The sequence below is a fragment of the Olsenella uli DSM 7084 genome (genome assembly GCF_000143845.1).
GTDB lineage: Bacteria > Actinomycetota > Coriobacteriia > Coriobacteriales > Atopobiaceae > Olsenella > Olsenella uli.
Map to the genome: position 1 here is coordinate 1,288,337 of NC_014363.1, position 17,299 is coordinate 1,305,635.

At 67.2% G+C, this 17,299-nt stretch carries 10 protein-coding genes; 3 read left to right on the top strand and 7 right to left on the bottom strand.

What is annotated here, in order from left to right; genetic code table 11:
* Nucleotides 1-72: 72 nt before the first annotated feature.
* From OLSU_RS05695 to OLSU_RS05710, 4 genes are all read right to left on the bottom strand, one after another.
* Nucleotides 73-1,971: a GNAT family N-acetyltransferase gene (locus tag OLSU_RS05695; protein WP_013251996.1), complete on the bottom strand. Its 1,899-nt coding sequence runs from the start codon at nt 1,969-1,971 to the stop codon at nt 73-75.
* 65 nt (nt 1,972-2,036) lie between these two features.
* Complete coding sequence (locus tag OLSU_RS05700; RefSeq protein WP_013251997.1) at nt 2,037-2,837, bottom strand: metallophosphoesterase family protein; 801 nt, start codon at nt 2,835-2,837, stop codon at nt 2,037-2,039.
* 57 nt (nt 2,838-2,894) lie between these two features.
* The gene (locus tag OLSU_RS05705) at nt 2,895-3,455 is read right to left on the bottom strand and encodes a very short patch repair endonuclease (protein WP_013251998.1); all 561 of its coding nucleotides are present in this window, start codon (nt 3,453-3,455) and stop codon (nt 2,895-2,897) included.
* Entirely contained in the window at nt 3,445-4,431 is a 987-nt protein-coding gene (locus OLSU_RS05710) for a zinc dependent phospholipase C family protein (protein ID WP_013251999.1), read from the bottom strand. Before OLSU_RS05710 ends, OLSU_RS05705 begins: the two co-directional genes overlap by 11 nt.
* Before the next feature lie 221 nt (nt 4,432-4,652).
* Here OLSU_RS05710 and OLSU_RS05715 point away from each other — a divergent pair, with 221 nt between their 5' ends.
* On the top strand, nt 4,653-5,903 hold the full coding sequence (locus OLSU_RS05715) for an MFS transporter (protein WP_013252000.1): 1,251 nt from the start codon (nt 4,653-4,655) through the stop codon (nt 5,901-5,903).
* A gap of 57 nt (nt 5,904-5,960) precedes the next feature.
* Here OLSU_RS05715 and OLSU_RS05720 read toward each other — a convergent pair whose 3' ends face one another.
* Nucleotides 5,961-6,827 (bottom strand): HAD-IIB family hydrolase, encoded by an 867-nt coding sequence (locus OLSU_RS05720; RefSeq protein ID WP_013252001.1) that lies wholly within the window; start codon nt 6,825-6,827, stop codon nt 5,961-5,963.
* A 332-nt stretch (nt 6,828-7,159) separates the two neighbouring features.
* Between OLSU_RS05720 and OLSU_RS05725 the strand changes: the two genes are divergently transcribed.
* Both OLSU_RS05725 and OLSU_RS05730 read left to right on the top strand, forming a co-directional pair.
* Nucleotides 7,160-10,000 carry a DUF2201 family putative metallopeptidase gene (locus OLSU_RS05725; RefSeq protein ID WP_148219060.1) on the top strand — a complete coding sequence of 947 codons (2,841 nt, stop codon included), beginning with the start codon at nt 7,160-7,162 and terminating at the stop codon, nt 9,998-10,000.
* 115 nt (nt 10,001-10,115) lie between these two features.
* Complete coding sequence (locus tag OLSU_RS05730; RefSeq protein ID WP_013252003.1) at nt 10,116-11,690, top strand: AAA family ATPase; 1,575 nt, start codon at nt 10,116-10,118, stop codon at nt 11,688-11,690.
* 254 nt (nt 11,691-11,944) lie between these two features.
* On the opposite strand, the gene OLSU_RS05735 is transcribed toward OLSU_RS05730, so the two are convergent.
* Both OLSU_RS05735 and OLSU_RS05740 read right to left on the bottom strand, forming a co-directional pair.
* Nucleotides 11,945-13,741 (bottom strand): DUF438 domain-containing protein, encoded by a 1,797-nt coding sequence (locus tag OLSU_RS05735; RefSeq protein WP_013252004.1) that lies wholly within the window; start codon nt 13,739-13,741, stop codon nt 11,945-11,947.
* A 143-nt stretch (nt 13,742-13,884) separates the two neighbouring features.
* Nucleotides 13,885-17,298, bottom strand: coding sequence for an ABC transporter permease (locus OLSU_RS05740; protein WP_013252005.1), 3,414 nt, complete (start codon nt 17,296-17,298; stop codon nt 13,885-13,887).
* Nucleotide 17,299: the final 1 nt, after the last annotated feature.

A 17,299-nucleotide genomic window follows, 5' to 3' on the forward strand; every position in this document is an offset into this window, starting at 1 on the left:
CACTCTGGCCTTCTCGCCCGATACCCTAACGCATCCACCGGACAGTAATGCGCGGGCGGCCAGGTCTGTGCGCTACTCGTGAACGAGGGGCCCGGCGTCGGGAGCCGACTGGCCAGGGCCCAGGCCATCTGCCGGTCGGCTGAGGAAGCACTGCTCGTTGGCGGCAAGCACCCTCATGCCCAGCTTGCGCTGGAGCCTGATCGAGGCGGAGTCGTCAGGCTCCACCTCGGCCCAGGGAACGTCCCCGCGGGCGAGGGCCTCGTTGATCTTGGTGGCCTCGAGGGCATATGCCCATCCCTTCCGCCACTGCCCCGGCAGGACCTCGAGCATGCCGATGGAACCCTCCGGGCGCTCGCCCACGAAGCCCACGAGCCTGCCGCCCTCGAAGCCACCCAGGATGCGTCCGGCACGCAGCAGGGCCAGCACCTCGTCCTCCCTGCGATACTCGGGATGGCGGTAGTTCGCGCAGACGGTCAGGAAGTGGCTCTCGTCCAGGGGGCGCATCTCCCTTTGGCCATCGACCTCGACGGGAGTGCGCCTCTCGTAGAGGCAGCTGTGGTAGGGGGTGAGGCGGGTCAGTGCGTGGGTGAGCTCGATGTCCCGCACCAGCGCGGGTTCGAGCACGTCCACCACGGTCGGCTCCATGAGCGCGGCGATGACCGCACGTCCCAGGTCATGGTCGCCCGCCCAGAACATCTGGACGCCATCGTCAAGGCGCAGCAGCACGCAGCCCCTCTGGGCAAAGACCACCACTCCCAGGCCCCGGCGCAGCGCCTCGGACAAGGGCAGGGTCCGCCGGGGGGCACCCGTGAGCGCCTCAAGGGCGGTGGCGCGACGCTCCCCCTCGGACATGCGGCCCATGGACACGATGGCACCCAGGCGATCGGCCACCTGGCGATGGCCATCGGGACCAGGATGCTCGAAGCCGTCGGCCATGAGCGAGGAGCGCGCGTCCAGGAGGCGCCCCCCGTCCACGAGCTCCATCTGGTCGTGCGGGGCCACGTGCGCCGCAATGAAGGACGGCAGCTGGCGGTAGCAGCTCATGGCATGCGAGGGATGGGCGAGCTCGTCATGCCAGAGCGGCGTGAGCGCGTAGGTGGGGACCTCTGGCCAGATGCGCGAGACCTCGAGCAGGTAGGCACGGACGTCACGCGTAACGGGGCGCGCCCGGCAGGGCTCGTAGCGGTAGTTCGCCCCCAGGCAGACCACGATGGCCTGGGGGTGGAGGGACTGGGCGATGCCATAAGTCGTCCCTGGTTGGAACACCTGACCCCCGATGCCCTGGTTGACAAGGTCGAGACCAAGCCTCTGGGAGAGCAGGGACGCCCAGGTGAGGGCAGGGTCGTCCGCCACGAACCCCTGGGCGATGGAGTCTCCCAGGACAAGGAGCTCGCCGGTGCGCTCGACGGGCGTGATGAAGCTGCCGTTGCCCACCACATCGCGCACGACGCACCCCCTCAGACAGGGCAGCCACACGCGCACGTGATGCGTCTCCCCCATGCCGGGCAGCCGCATGAGGCCATCCTCGGGGGCCCTGTCGGGATCATCGAGCGAGAAGGGCAGGTAGTCGTCCCCCTCGTCCGGCAGGCGCGCGGAAAGGTGGCGCCCGTCCACGTCGACCGAGACCCCGTCATGCGGGCGCAGCGTCCCGTCGGTGTCGACGCCGTCCAGCACGGCCCGTGTGCCCGCGGGCTCCGGGTCCAGCACGACCTCGAGCGCAATCTCGGACGAGTCGGTCTCGAACTCGAGAGAGACGCCTGCGGTCGTGCGTGCCATCTGGCGAAACAGTCCCGGGTGCCAGGCCTGGCAGCTCCCCAGGGCACGGAGCTGGTCGGCCGAGAAGCGCCAGGGGCGCACCCAGCCGTCGCGCTCCTCCGCGATGTGCAACGCCCCGTGAAGGAGCGGCGCCGCATCCACCTGCGACAACAGGGGGCTGCCGTCGGCAGCCCTTGTGTGATCACGAAGCCTCATCGACGTCTTCTCCGTTTTTGTTGCGTCTCTGTCGCTCGGCCCCCTCATTCTACACGGACCCCACCCTACTCGCCCTCGCCGATCCCCTCGTAGAACTCCTCGCCGTCATCCAGCCTGAGCATCAGCAGGCGACCAAAGCCCGCGCCCCCCGCGGCACCGCAGTCGATGTCCCAGCGGTCCGCGACGCCGCCCGTGCGCTCGCAGGCACCGACGCGCACCATGCGGCAGAGCCCGTCCTCGTCTCGGGCGGGGCGGTCGGGGCGGTCGGCCATGCCCTCGAGATAGGGCGTGGGCGTGTGGCCCGCGATGACGATGGGGCCATTGCCGTTCGCGTCCACGAGGCCCGTAGGCCTCTCCCAGAAGTCCTCGCGGATCCAGAGCAGGTCCTCGGTGGACTGGGAGGCCATCAGGGCCTCGAGCTTGTCCTCGGTCCATTCCGCACGCGGGAGGAGGCCGCCGGAACGGATGCCGGCGTGCGCCATCACGAAGGGGCGTCCCTCGGTAAGCGCATAGGCGTAGGTCGGCAGCGAGGCGACCCAGTCCAGGAGCTCCATGCGCTCCCCCTCGCCAAGCCCAGCCAGACCCGCAGAGGTCGTGGCACCGCCGTTCATCTCCCAGTTCATGAGGTTCACGGGATCATCGGGATCTTCGAAGTAGGTGAGCATGAGATCCTCGTGGTTGCCCATGAGGACCGTGGCACCCGATAGGTCACGGCAGGCCCTGAGTACGCCGACGGGGTCGGGGCCACGGTCGATCATGTCGCCGAGCATGAAGACGGCGTCATCCGCAGACGGCGAGACGCGCTCGAGCAGGCGCTCGAGCGGGACCCTGTGACCGTGAACGTCAGAGAAGGCGTACGTTGACATGACGGATGCCTCCAGACGGTCGCTTGCAAGGAATCTCGTGCGTGGGACCCCCCCAGTCTAGCGGGAAACGCGCCTGCGCGCCAAGGCAGCACGGGTCGTGCGCAGCTTCCGTGCGCGGGACGCGCCCGCCTCGACGGCACGCCCCTCATGCCCGCCTGCGGCGCGACGGGTCTGCGCGAGGCGGATCTCGCGCACCATCTGGCGCATCGTGAGCTCGAAGCGCCCCTTCCCGAGGTGGCACTCCCACACGGTGATGACCGTCCAGCCCCCTTCCACGAGCAACCTGCGGTCGCGTTCGTCGCGCAGGACGTTACGGCGAAACTTCGCCTCCCAGAACGCGACGTTGCTCTTGGGAAGGGGCAGCGCGCAGTAGGGGCAGCGGTGCCAGAAGCAGCCGTTCACGAAGATGGCCACCTTCCGGCCGGGATAGCAGATGTCTGGCCGGCCGGGAGCCTTCTTCCAGTGAAGGCGATACCCGCCCAGGCCTGCGGCGCGAAGGGCGGAGCGCACCTTGAGCTCGGGCTTGGTATCCTTGCTCTTGTTCGCCTGCATCACATGGTGCGTGGCAGGGCTCACCCGCTGTTCCCGGGCACCGGGAGGCGAGGGGCTACTCGTCACGCGACGGCTCCGGGGGCGCCTCCTGCCCGTCTGGGTCGGTCGGCTGGCCGGAGAAGTTGAGGTTTTTCGTCAGATCCTCGGCGGCAGCCTCCCCGAACTCCGTCGAGAAGAACGCGTCCACCGCAGCCGGGACGCGACCTCCGGCACAATCGTAGATATCCCAGAAGGAGTCTGCGCCCACCTCCCCCGTGAAGGGGTTCTCCCAGGAGAGATGCCCCTCGTTGGCAAAGGGCGAGTGATCGTCTGCCCGGTCGCGGTGCGCCATGGCACAGTAGAGTGAGTAGCGCCGGTGACCGAAGCTGCGCTCGACCGTGCCCAGGAGGCGCGCCTTGCCCTGGCGCGGGCTCCAGAACAGACGCTGCACCTGGCGAAACGCCTTCATCGCATGCGTGTAGCAGTCCAGCTCGAGCGTGCGGCTGTAGGTCCATAGGCACATGTAGAAGTAGAGCTTGTCGATGGTCGAGAGCACCCTGTCGGAGGCGTGGAGAACCTCGCGATACGGCCTGTACGTGGCGACGGTCTGGTGTGCCTTGGAGAAGAGCACCATCTCGTCCAGGTCGCGTTCGATCTCGGCATGGACCTCGGTGGCGTCGGAACGGTCGAGGCCGTCGATGCCGGCATCGCAGATGGCGTACTGGTTGGCGTACACCAGGGGATGCACGGAGCTGTCAAGCAGGTAATGACAGAGGAAGCCTGCGGCGTAGGCCTCCCCCACCGAGCGCTCGCTGCGCGCCAGCATGGTGAGGGCGTCACGCAGCGAGGCGAGCAGACGCGCCGGGCGCACGTGGTGCATGAGGTCGCCCACGCGGTTGGAGGGGTCGACGCGCGGGTCCGCCACCAGGTAGAACAGGGGGTCAGGACCTTGGTTTCCCAACAGGAAGGCATCGTGCTCGTCCAGGGTCACCAGCCCCAGGCGATCGGCGACCACCGGATAGGCGTCCCGCCCGAAGAAGTCGTGCGTCAGGATTGCTGGCATGAGGCACCTCCCCCAGCGCAGGCCCTTGCGGCAGGCCCGCGCCAATACGGATCGCGTTTGTCATCCCCCTAGGGTAGCGCAGCGGCGGCACCACCGTGGGGAGAAAGGGTGCACGCTCCTCTCGGCCGAAGCCACCCCTGACCGATGCGTAGACGCCGCTTGCCCTCCCCCGACCGGCCGTCACGTACAATCGTCCTGTCGTCCAAGGGAGAGGGGCCCACATGGCACGGACAAGTCTGACCAAGGTCGAGAAGAGCTGGATCATGTACGACGTGGGCAACTCCGCCCTTGTGCTTCTGGCCACCAGCGTCATACCCATCTACTTCAAGTCGCTCGCAGACGGCCCGGCCCTCGTGGCATGGAGCTATGGCGAGACCATAGCCTCGCTGGTCATCGCCCTGCTGATGCCCGTCTTGGGCTCCATCGCCGACATGCAGGGCATGAAGAAGAAGTTCGTCGTCGGCACCGTCGCGACGGGCGTCGTGGCCACGGTGGCGATGGGCCTTCCCGCCAGCGCGATGGCGTTTCTGGTGATCTACGTCGTCTCGTCCGTCATGCTGAACTCGTCAATCGTGTTCTACGACGCGCTTTTGGTGGACGCCACCACGGACGAGCGCATGGACGAGGTCTCCAGCCAGGGCTACGCCTGGGGTTACATCGGCAGCGTGGTGCCGTTCATCGCCTGCCTGGCCGTGGTTCTCATGCACGAGAGGCTGGGCCTGACCCTGCAGGCGGCCATGCAGATCTCCTTCGCGATCACGGCCGCATGGTGGGTCGCCTTCACGATCCCCCTGCTCAGAAACGTGGAGCAGACGCACTTCAAGCCCCTGGAGGACCATGCGCTCTCCAAGGCGATCACGGGCGTCGGGGCGACGCTTGTGCGCATCTGGCGCGACGAGACCCTGCGCAACTACCTCATCGCCTACTTCTTCTACATCGATGGCGTGCACACCATCATCAAGCTTTCCACAAGCTATGGCTCTGACCTGGGCATCGAGGGGACTCAGCTGGTCCTGGCGCTGCTCGTGACCCAATTCGTGGCCTTCCCCTCGGCCATCGCCTATGGCAAGCTGGGCACGCGCCTCGGCACCAAGCGCATGCTCCTGGTCGGCATCGCGGGCTACACCTTCATCACCTGCTTCGCGGCCTTCTTCCTGAGGAGCGCTGCGGAGTTCTGGTTCCTGGCGATCATGGTGGGCCTGTTCCAGGGTGGCATCCAGGCCCTCAGCCGCTCCGAGTTCGGCAAGCTCTGTCCCAAGGAGCACGCCAACGAGTACTTTGGCTTCTTCGACATCTTCGGCAAGTACGCGGCCATCATGGGCACGTTCATCGTGGGCACCATGACCGCGCTCACGGGCAATGGCTCGCTGGGCGTGTTCTCGATCGTCATCCTCTTCGTCGTGGGCTTCGTGATGATGCTGAAGGTACCCGAGCGGCGGGCCGCGACTGCGGGAGCTGGTGGCGCGGAGTAGGCACGTTTCACAGAAGTCGCCCAGACGATATGGGCAGGGCATCGCTGCCGAAAGCCGCTACGCCCGGGGCAGCGCGTCCTCGGGGATGGAGAGCCTGCCGTGGTTGCGCGCCAGCGACTCGAGCACCTTCGCCACGGAGTCATCAGCCGCGTCACCGATGTGATAGCGCGCCGTCGCGCGTGCGGAGTCGGTGCCGTTCGAGACCGCGAACGAATTGGGGACCGCCCTCATCATCGCCAGATCGTTCTCGCTGTCACCGAAGAACACGACCTCCTCGCGCGCGATGCCCAGGTACTCCTCCAGGATCGGGAGCGCGCTCGCCTTGGTCCAACCGTGTGGGAGCACGTCGAAGAACGTCGGCGACGGACGCACGAAGTCGAACTGCGGGCAGAGGGCGCTCAGCTCGTCGCGCAAGGCACCCATCTCGGAGGTGGCCCCGAAGTGCATGTAGCCGACGGTCGCGATGGGCACGTCGGGCACCTCGGACGTGACGTGGGCGTCAAACGCGATCTCGTATTGGGCCACGGCACGCTCGAACTCCGCCTCGGTCACGCCGACGACCTGGCGGTCGACGGTCTTGATCCCATTCCCGTCAACGCTCGGGACATACACCACGACGCAGCCGTCGTGCGAGCGGGCATACTCGACCAGGCGGACTATGCCGGCATGGTCCACCGAGATGTCCTTCACGCGCTTGCCGTCCACGTTGATCATCTTTCCGTTGGCCATGATGCCCGTGGCATAGCAGCTGGCATGCCCATGGAAGAAGCTTCGCAGATCGACCGGCTCACGCCCGCTTGCGGGCCCAAACTCGATGCCGGCGTCGCGCAGCTCGGCTATGGCGCTCATCGTGCGCGTGGAGATGCTCGTATGCCCAAACGGCAGCAGCGTGCCGTCAATGTCGCAAAGAACCAGTTTGATCAAGGTCCCCACCGTTCAGTCGAGCCGATAATACGTGGAGAAGACGCCCTATCCACCAGGCAGTCTACAGCGAATGCCTACGCTGTTTCGCCCTTACACAAAAGCAGATGATTCCTCCGCGAACGCCGCTCGGCGGACCATACGCGCGCATGCGTCGGTGCCCCATGGGCCACAGGCAGCTCGCAAGAGCTGTTGCCGAACGGCCGCAGCCGCTCACGACCTCCTCGACCTGCCCCGACGTCGCTGTGATATCCTCCACCCCACCAAGGCCCGAGAGCTTCTGACAAGCGGTAGCCAGAACGGCAGATGGCCCCTACCACACGAAGATGGAGACCATGGACGGCCAGCGGCACGCATACGAGAGCAACGCGGCAGCGCTTGTCGAGCACGCCCGCACGGCCATCTGCTCGCAGCGCGAGGGCTGCCACTCCGCGGTTGCCGCGATCGCCGCCCTCGAACCCCACGCAAGCGAGGTCTCGGCCACAGACGCCGTCGACCTTCTCGAGCGAGCCTGCGTCTTTGGCACGCCAAGGCTCGTCGATGACGTCTGGGAGTGCTTCGACGGGGACTTCGCCTTCACGGGCTGGGCCCTTGCCCTGGCCCTGCGCTGTGGTCGCGAGGACGTGGCCCGCACCCTTCTCGGTCATGGCGTCGACCTGCTGGGGCAGGTGCGCAGGCCACGCAAGCTTCGCGCCCTGCTGCCGCACGAGGGGACCTTCACCCGCTTCGACCTGGTGCGAGAGAGCCCCACGCTCTTCCTCAACAACATGGACCCCACGGTGGGCACCGAGGTCTTCGAGGGCTTCAGCGGCACCGAGCAGCTTGCGGGGTCGGCCTACAGCGCTCCCACAGACATCGGACGGACCTGCGACGTCATCGCACGTCTCGCAGGCGACGGACTCTTTGACGCCACGGTGTTCGACGACCTCTTCCGAGCCGCCGTCGTGAAGGCGTGGCACGCCCTGCGCCATGCGGGAAGCCAGGACCCCGAGCTGGCAGAGACCTGCCTTGGCCTTGCCGCCCGCCTGCTTGAGCTGCATCGAGAGCGCGGGATGGGAGACCGCACCATCGACCTCATCCTGGGAAACCTCGTCGTGCCGCATGCCAGCCGCCGCGTGGTCGCGTTCGTATGCGAAGCCGCTCCCTCGGTCTTCCTGGGGCGGCTCTGCGCCCTCGGCTGGCTGCAGGACGACATCGATCTCGTGCGCGCGATGGTCCCCCACCTCTCGGGCGGCATGCCCGAGCAGAGTGGGACGCTCCTGCGCATCCTTGCCGCCGCAGGGGCGATGAGCGAGCTGCAGGCAGTCATCGGCTGGACCGGTGCCACAGAGCCCCAAGCCCTCCGCGCGGCCATCGACGCCGCGTCCGAGGCCGGTCATGCCGAGGCCGCCACCTGGCTGTTCGTCCAGCTTCAGGGCGCAGGGGCGAAGGCGGGCCTGCGGGCATCGGCGGGCGGGCGGGCGCCGGTGGGCGCACGGGGGGTCAGGCCTTCCGCCCAGGCGCCCGAGCCCGCACCCACACCGATAGCCGCGCCAGCGGGGGCGAAGACGGCTGCCCCCCTGCCCCATGCGGCTCGACGCATGTGGCGAGGTGCGGACACCGTCCCGAGCGGCCCTTCGATCGAAGGGGACCGCACGTCAGAGCGCGAGGACCTCGCGCGCAGGATAGTCGAGCTCACCCGTGGGGCCGTTGTTGCCGAAAACCCCTTCCTCGCCTCGTCGATCGGCCTGCTGCGCCTTGAGCCCACCACGGCTGCGGCGGGCGGGATTCCCTTCCGCACTGACGGCCGCACGCTCTCCTATGACATCGATGCCGTCATCGATGGCTTTCATGCGCAGCGCGAGCCACTCGCACACGACTTCGTCCACACCCTCGTCCATTGCATCCTCCTGCATCCCTTCGTGGGGCCCACCATCGACCGCTCCGCCTGGAGCCTTGCGGCCGACATCGTCTCCGAGTCGCTCGTGGCCGAGATCGTCGGGAGGCGCGGCGGACGGCGTGGCGACAGCATAGACGCCGTGCTCGACCATCTCGCCGACGACCTCGGCCCCACCATGACCACCGAGAGGCTCTACCACGCGCTCGTTCGGGGCGGCTATGCCAGCATGCGTGCGCCCTGGGCATCGCTCTTCCATGTGGACGACCACGACCCCTGGTATCCCACGGCTTCTGAGGGGAACCCCGCGACGGGCCGACCCCGCGCATCCGAAGGGGGGCCGTCCTCCCACGGGGCTGGCCAAGGCGGCGAAACGCGCTCCGGCGGCGAAGCCGCAGGCGACCAGCAGAAAAGTTGCCGACCCGAGGGTGGCGGCGACGGTTCCGGGAGCGACCGGGTGGAAGGAGGCCAGCGGGACGGTGGCCAGACGGGCGACGGGAACACCGGGCCCTCCATGAACGGGGCGGAGCAGGCCGGGGCGGCACGAGCGGAGGCGGAGCGTCGCTGGGAACAGGCCGCCAAGTCCCTGCGCGTCGATCTGGAGACCCTCTCGCGCAAGCGTGGCGAGCGGCTTCAGCGCCTCATGCACGAGCTCGAGGTCTCGCCCCACGAGCGGGTGGACTATCGCGAGTTCCTCCGTCAGTTTGCCGTCCAGTCCGAGGAGATGCGCCTCTCGGACGACGAGTTCGACTACGTCTTCTACACCTACGGCCTCGCGCTCTACGGCGACCTGCCGCTCATCGAGCCGCTCGAGTACCGAAACGAGCGCAGGATACGCGACTTCGCCATCGTGATCGACACCTCGAGCTCGGTCTCGGGCAAGGTGGTCCAGCAGTTCGTCGACACCACCTTCGACGTGCTCACCAGCGAGTCCAGCTTCTTCCAGAAGGTCAACATCCACATCATCCAGGCAGACCTGCGTGTGCAGAGCGACACTAAGATCACCTCGCTCGCCGAGCTCGATCGCTGGAGGCGCAACATCAGGCTCTACGGCCTTGGCGGCACCGACTTCCGACCTGCCTTCCGCTACGTGGGCGAGCTTCTCTCGGATGGGGAGTTCGACGACCTCTCGGGCCTCATATACTTCACGGACGGCTGGGGCATCTACCCCGAGCGCATGCCCCCCTACAAGACGACCTTCGTGTTCTACGACGAGGACCACCGTCCCGAGCTCGTGCCCGCCTGGGCCCTGCAGATAACGCTGCATCCAGGCGAGTTCGAGTCGATGTCGGTGTACTAGGCGCCGCCGCAGCCCGCCAGGAGCCATCGTGCGGGCCAGGGCGGATGCCGCTACGGCACCCACGCCGGGCACCGCTGCGCTACCATCGTCTCGACCAGGACCACAAGGAGCCATCATGAACATCCGTGCGGCAACCGAGCAGATCGAGGGCACCGTTCGCGCGTACCTCTCCAAGGACGGGCATGGCCTCTATCGCATCCCCACCCCAATGCAGCGTCCCATCATCATGATGGGACCTCCCGGTGTGGGGAAGACGGCCGTCGTCAGGCAGGTCGCGGAGGGGCTGGGCATCAACTTCGTCTCATATTCCATCACGCATCACACGCGCCAGAGCGCCCTGGGGCTCCCCTACATCGCCGAGGACGAGTTCGGCGGTCGCAGCTACAAGGTCAGCCGCTATACCATGAGCGAGATCATCGCCGCCACCTACGACGCCATCGAGGGGTCGGGCGTGCGCGAGGGCATACTCTTCCTCGATGAGGTCAACTGCGCCTCGGAGACGCTGGCCCCGGCCATGCTGCAGTTCCTGCAGTACAAGACCTTCGGCCAGCACCGTCTGCCCGTCGGCTGGGTCATCGTCACGGCCGGCAACCCACCGGAGTACAACCGCTCGGCCCGTGATTTCGATCCCGCGATGATGGACCGCATGAAGCGCATCGACGTGGAGCCCGACCTCGGCGTCTGGATGGACTACGCCACGGCCCATGGCATGCACCCAGCCATCACCACCTATCTCGCCAGCAAGCCCAAAAACTTCTACAAGGTGCGCGCCAGCGTCAACGGGGCTCGCATGGTCACGGCGCGCGGCTGGGAGGACCTCAGCCGCATGATCGTCGCCTACGGTCACGAGGGCATCGGCGTCGATGGGGAGCTTGTCTCCCAGTATCTCCAGGATGCCGAAATCGCGGAGGACTTCTCGCTCTACCTGGACCTCTTCCGCAAGTACCAGGACGACTACAAGGTGGCCGACATCCTCGCCGGCGCACACTCCCCCGCCATAGCCGCGCGCGCGACGGCGGCGCCCTTCGACGAGCGCATCGCCCTGATAAACCTCCTGCTCGACGCGCTTCTCACCGAAGCACATGCGTCCGAGACCGCAGGGCGGGCGCTCGACGCGGCCACCGACGAGGTAGACGGCGTTCGCGACCAGCTCGAGGGCAAGGCGGATCCCATGGCCACGCTCAGCCGCATCTCGGCACAGGCGGCGGGCGAGCTTGAGACGTCCAAGGCCAAGGGAGCCACGGACACTTCCTCACAGCTCATTCTGGCCGAGAAGGCCGAGCTCCTCGACCGCATCCGCGCCACGGCAGCCCGCTGGGCCATGGACCCCGCCCTGAGGGCCGAGAGAGGCGTTCTGTCCGTGGTGCAAGGTGTCCTCTCGGAGGCTGCCGAGACGGTCGGTGGGCAGGCGGCGCTTGCAAGCTCCCACCTGGACCAGGCGCTCGACTTCCTGGATGCGTGCTTTGGAGACGGCCAGGAGCTCGTCGTCTTCACGACGCGCCTTGCCGTCGATCCCGCGTTCATGCGCTTCGTCGCCGATCACGGATCTTCCAGCTTCGCCGAGCACGGCCGCAACCTGATGTTTCACGAGCGAGGGCTCGACCTCCTGGAGGAGGTCGACGCGCTGAGGGGGACGGCGAGTGGGGCGCGGATCGGCCATGATGTGCGTGGGGAGGTGCGCAGGGCCTAGACGCCGCGGCGGAGGAACGAGGGACGGTAGATATCCACACATATCCGTCAAAAATGTTGCATCCGACTTTGCCAGTTCGCTCGCGTCCTGTTTTCGCACTGAGGCTACGGTGGGAGCCGGGGCGGCCCTTCCGGCGATGCCGCCCCATGCCCTGGCGTACTGCCATTTCTGCGCGAGCGTGCGCCCCACGTGCTCGACCTTGCCGTTCTGCCAGGCAGCCCCCTCGGCCACCCTTGCTTCTGCCTGCCTGGCTCTTACATGCTAGGCCGACTCGTGGCCCCTCGCTCCTCATGCGCCCCGTGTGTCTCACGCCTCTCGCGCTCTTCGCGGCGAATGTCGGCGCCGCGACGGTTGTCGCCCTCAAGCTCCTGAATGGGTGCCACATCCTGGGTGGTCTCGAGAGCGCCGAGGTAGTTGCCCTCGCTGTCGCGGACGGCGAAGTAGCGGATGTAGAGGAACGCGTCACCCCTGTGGATCCAGAACTCGTAGGAGTCGCGCGCGCCGCTGCGGAAGTCATCGAAGACCTGACGCACCATGGCCTGGCTCTTGGGTGGGTGGCAGTCGTAGACGTCGCGGCCCAGACAGCTCATCGGACGCGGGAACGCACGTGTCTCGCCGTGGCTGAAGTAGCGGGTCTTGTCGTCCTTGTCGACGAAGGTGATGTCCAGTGGGATGGTGTTGAGCACCGCCTCCAGCTCGGCAGCCGTGAAAGAGCCCGTGGAGAGGTGAACCTTGCTGTCCTCAGACGCCATCGCGTGATCGGCTGCGGAGCCCGTGGCCGCAGCGACCGAACCGCCGCCGGTGGCGCCACTGGAACCCGCGGAGGCCACGCCACCGGCGGTGCCGTCCGCTGCGCCAGCACCCGCAAGGTCAGCCTCCTGAACCGCGGCCTCGGCAAGCTCCATCATCGAGGGACGCCACGCAGGCGGCTGGTCGATGAGGACGAAGCCGTACTCGTCGGAGTCATCGTGGACGCGCTGCCACTCGCGCGCATTGAGCTTCTCGAGCGCCAGCGGAAGGAGGATCTGCTCCTCCTTGGTGATCATGGACTCGAGGGCGTCGGCCGCAGAGGCCAGCTCGCGCGCAACAGACTGGAGGTTGCTGGCGGTCGGGCTTTGGCACGCGCCCTGTGCGAGCGAGAGCGCGGTGGCGAGACCGGCACGAACCTCGTCGTCCTTGCCCCACATGACCTTGGAGGGGCCATGGACGCCATGCCTCTCGAGGAAGGGAAAGACCAGCTCCTCCTTGCGCTTGTAGTGCACGGAGACCTTCTGGAGCCGCTCGATGTCAGACGTCAGGGCTGCGGCAAGCTCGGGGCTCTGCGATCCGTCGGCCAACTGGTCCGCGCGCTCGGTGTCCGGGCGGACCGAATCGGCGAGCAGGCGCTCGAATGCGCGGTTCTCTTGGCGGAAGGACCAGACGGGGTGACCTGGCACGTCGGAGGGCTCGGCCTTGGCGCTGGGCGCACAGGCCACGTGGCCGTCGAACAGCGTGGCGTGGACGTCGCAGAGCCGTTGGACCTCCTCGACGGGGACGCCGCCATTGATGAGGGCCTGCTCGGCCTGGGCGATCTCCGTCGCGTCGACGTCCTGGAAGTTGGCCTTGAAGACGTCCTTCACCTCGTCGACCGAAGCCCCGCCGCTGAGCTGGGCCAGCATGTGCTGGAGGATTCGTTGGCGCTCCTCGGGCGTGGACGCCACCGGAACGCTCTGGGCGGCGCCGGCGGCGGGCGTGGCGGCGGCGGCCGTCGCGTCTGCGGCGCCCGCAACAGGCCCATCCGAGAGAGGTGCGGCAACGGGCTTGGCGACGGGCTCGACACCCGCACCGATGACCTCAAAGCCCTCGTTACGGAGACGATTGACGACGAGGTCGAGGTCGATGCCCTTGACCTTGCATCCCTTGGGGATGGTCATCATGCGGCCCATGGTCTGCAGGCGACCCGGCTTGGTGATCTCGTCGAAGCCAAGGTTGGCCATGGTGGTCTTGAGCCTGGGGTGGTCCCTGCAGAGGTCGTGCACGCTTCTGTCGAGGTCGATGGTCTTGTCGGACATGGGGTTCCTCCGTTTCCGCGCGTGGGGTGTGCCTTTGTTTGCCTCGTCAATGCTACCGCAGAGACCGCGTTTGATTTGTTGCATAAGCGACACTTTTTGAGACAAGGCGTTCCCCCGACAGAATCTGCATGGATGCTGACGCGTCAGTCCACGCTCTTGAGTGACTCCACCATGTCGACTCGGTCCAGCTTGCGACGCATGATGAGGAGCACCAGCAGCGTGAACGCCAACGTGAGGGCGAAGGCGTAGACAAAGCTCGGCGCGTGGATGGTGCGTCCGAACATGACGTAGTCCACCTCGGCCGTCGTGATGACGAAGTTCTCCAACCAGATGCCCAGAAGCATGCCAAAGGCGTCACCGATCACGGCAAGGAGCGCGACCTCGCGGAAGACGTAGGCGTAGACCTCTCCGCGCGTGAAGCCCAGCACCTTGAGGCTCGCGATCTCGCGGATGCGCTCCTCCACGTTGATGTTGGTCAGGTTGTACAGGACGATGAACGCAAGGGCCGCCGCAGACACGATCAGCACCACCACGATGAGGTCTACGACGGAGAGCATGTCGCGGTAGGTCGCTATGGTCTCGGTCGAGAAGATGACGGTGGAGACGTCGGTCATGTCATGCAGCCGCTCGGAGATGCGTTGGCGAAGCCCCTCGTCACACGCGGTCGAAGCATAGACGGTACCGAAGACGGGTGTGGAGGGATCAACCTCGCTCCAGGCCTCCCTTCCCATGTAGACCAGGTTGCCCACGTAGTTCTCGACCACGCCCGTCACCGTGAGCTCGTGCCCGGAGCCACGGGGATTGCCTACGTCATCCTGGTCGAAGAGCACGATCTTGTCGCCCGGGCCCACGCCGTAGAGGGACGCGAGCTTCTCGGTCAGCAGGACCGAATCGTCTCCGAAGGCCGCCTCCGCGCCCGACACGCGGTCCCTGAGCGTGACGGCACGTGAGATCTCCTGTGAGTCCTGTGGAACCACGACCGTCACGCCCGTGGTTCCAGTCGCCGCGCTCGACGTTGTGCCCGCGATGCCCGAGGCCTGCATGTTCTCCGTCTGGACACGCACGATGCCGTTCACGCCGCCCGCCGACTCCAGGTAGGACACGACATCCGAGACATCCAGCTCGTTGGCACTGCCAGAGAGCCCTATCGTGGTGTCGTAGTGCACGATGGGACCAAACTGGCGGTCGATGATGTCCCAGATGGAGTCGTGCAGGCCGAAGCCCACCAGCAGGAGTGCCGTGCAGCCCGAGATGCCGATCACGGTCATCAGGAAGCGGCGCTTGTAGCGGAAGAGGTTGCGAAACGTCACCTTCCAGTTGAAGGAGAGGCGCCGCCAGAGGGCGCCGATGCGCTCCAGGAGGATGCGCTTGCCGGCCTTGGGGGCACGCGGAAGCATGAGGGTCGCAGGCGCCTCGCGCAGGGTCGACACCACGGCGAACCAGGTTGCCAGCAGCGTGACGCCCACACCCAGTCCACCCGCCGAGAACGCGATGGACGCGTCGACGGGAAGCGGGAGCGCCATCCTTGGCACGGCATAGATGATGGAGTACGACGACATGATGATGTGGGGCAGGGCCTGCGTCAGCACGGCGATGCCCACCACGGCACCGACGCCTGCGGCGAGCGCGGCGTAGGACAGGTACTTGGAGGCGATGCGCGCGGTTCCGTAGCCCAGCGCCTTGTACGTGCCTATCTGGATGCGGTCGTCCTCGATCATGCGCGTCATGGTGGTGAGCGCCACAAGGGCTGCCACCAGAAAGAAGATGAACGGGAACACCTGCGCTATGTGGTCTATGCGCTCGGAGTCGGCATGATAGGTTGCCGCGCCTTCGCTCTGCGAGCGGTCCAGCACGTAGAGGTCCGGCCTCTCGATCCCGTCGATCTCCGCTTGGGCGTCCTGAATCTGCCGCCAGGCCTCGCCGAAGCGCTCGTCCGCCTCCGCGCGACCCTCCTCGTAGCGGGCCAGTCCCTCCTGGTAGCGCTCCCTCGCCTCGGACAGCTCCCGTCGAGAGGAGCGGAGCCTCGCGGCGGCGGCATCCAGCTGCGCCCGGGCATCCTCCAACTGTGTGTCCGCGGCCGCCCTCTGCCCATCGAGCCGGTCCCGCCCCGCATCGAGCTGGTCCTGCCCCGCATCGAGCCGCTGGCTCGCGGCGACCAGCTGGTCGGCCTGGGCCAGGGCGTCCGCCGCCTGTCCCTGGGCGGCCCGCAGCCCACCCAGCTGGTCTCGCGTCGCGTCCAGCTGGGCCTGAAGCTGGGCCTGGGCTGCCACGTCACCCTGCTCCTGGGCTGTCGCGAGGGCGGCCTCCAGTTGCTCCAGGGCGTCCTCGCCCTGCGTCACGCCGGCGGCCGCCTGCTCGAGCTGCGCCGCCAGCACGGAGCGTGCCTCCGCAAGGCTGGTGGCGCCCGTGGCAGCGAGGAGCTGCCCTACGCCGACCTCCCATGACGCGCGTTCCTGGTCGAGCTGTGCCCGAGCCTGGTCGAGCTGCCCCTGTGCCTGGGACAGCCGCTCCTCGGCAGCGTCCTTCTCGCCCTGGTAGCGGGCCAGTCCCTCCTGGTAGAGGGCCTCGCCTGCCACGAGCTGGGCTTCTCCGTCGTCGATCTCAGCCTGGGCATCATCTAGCCGGGCCTTCGACGCATCCAGCTCCCCGTAGGTCTCCGCATGCCGGCTCTCATACTGGGCGACCTTCTCGTCCAAGGTCCTCTGGGCCGACGCCTTGAGGTCGTCCTGGCGCGCTGCCGCCAGCTCCTGCTCCCTGTGTTCGATGGCACCCTTCGTCCGGCCCACGAGGTCGAAGTACGCGTCCGACTCGCTCGCGAGCTCATCGGCCCCGGTGACCTTGAGGTAGGCCTCCGTGTAGGCGGCATCCTCCTTGAACGCCGAGGGGCTGACGTAGAGGTACTGCTCTATCTTTCCCGACCCCAGCGAGGTGGAGCCCAGGTTGCCCGTGTAGGGGTAGTTTGACGAGCTCACAGTCCCCACGACGGTGAAGCGGCGTACCTCGAGCAGCTCGTCGAGCTGGTCCGTCCCATAGAGGACCTCGATGGCATCACCCACCCCTACGCCCCCATCGCCGGTGGCATCGGCGGAGACCACGCACTCGTCAGCCGCCGACGGCCAACGGCCCTCGCGCAGCAACGGGCGGTTGAGGTAGTCCTTGTCGGCGGAGGAGACGGCGGTGCCGTCGGCAACCGTCACGCTCCTCTCGGCGGCCTCGGTGTCCACCGTCGAGATGCGTACGGCCACCTGCTCGCCCGAAAGGCGCGCCAGCGCATCCACCGTACGAGAAGGCGCCAATGCCCCCACGCCGCCCACGGACGAGAGGCGACGCAGGTCGTCGTCCCCAAAGCCCAAAGTCGAGATCACACGCAGGTCCCACAGGTTGGTCCCGTCGTAGTAGCGGTCTGCCGCCAGGCGCATGTCCGGCCCGCTTGCCTGCAGCCCCGCGTAGAAGCCGCAGCCCAAGGCCACGATCCCCATGATCGCCAGGAAGCGTCCGAGCGAGCCCCGGACGCTGCGGAGGACCTCACGCGCGAAGGCGGAGCGCATCGCGAACATG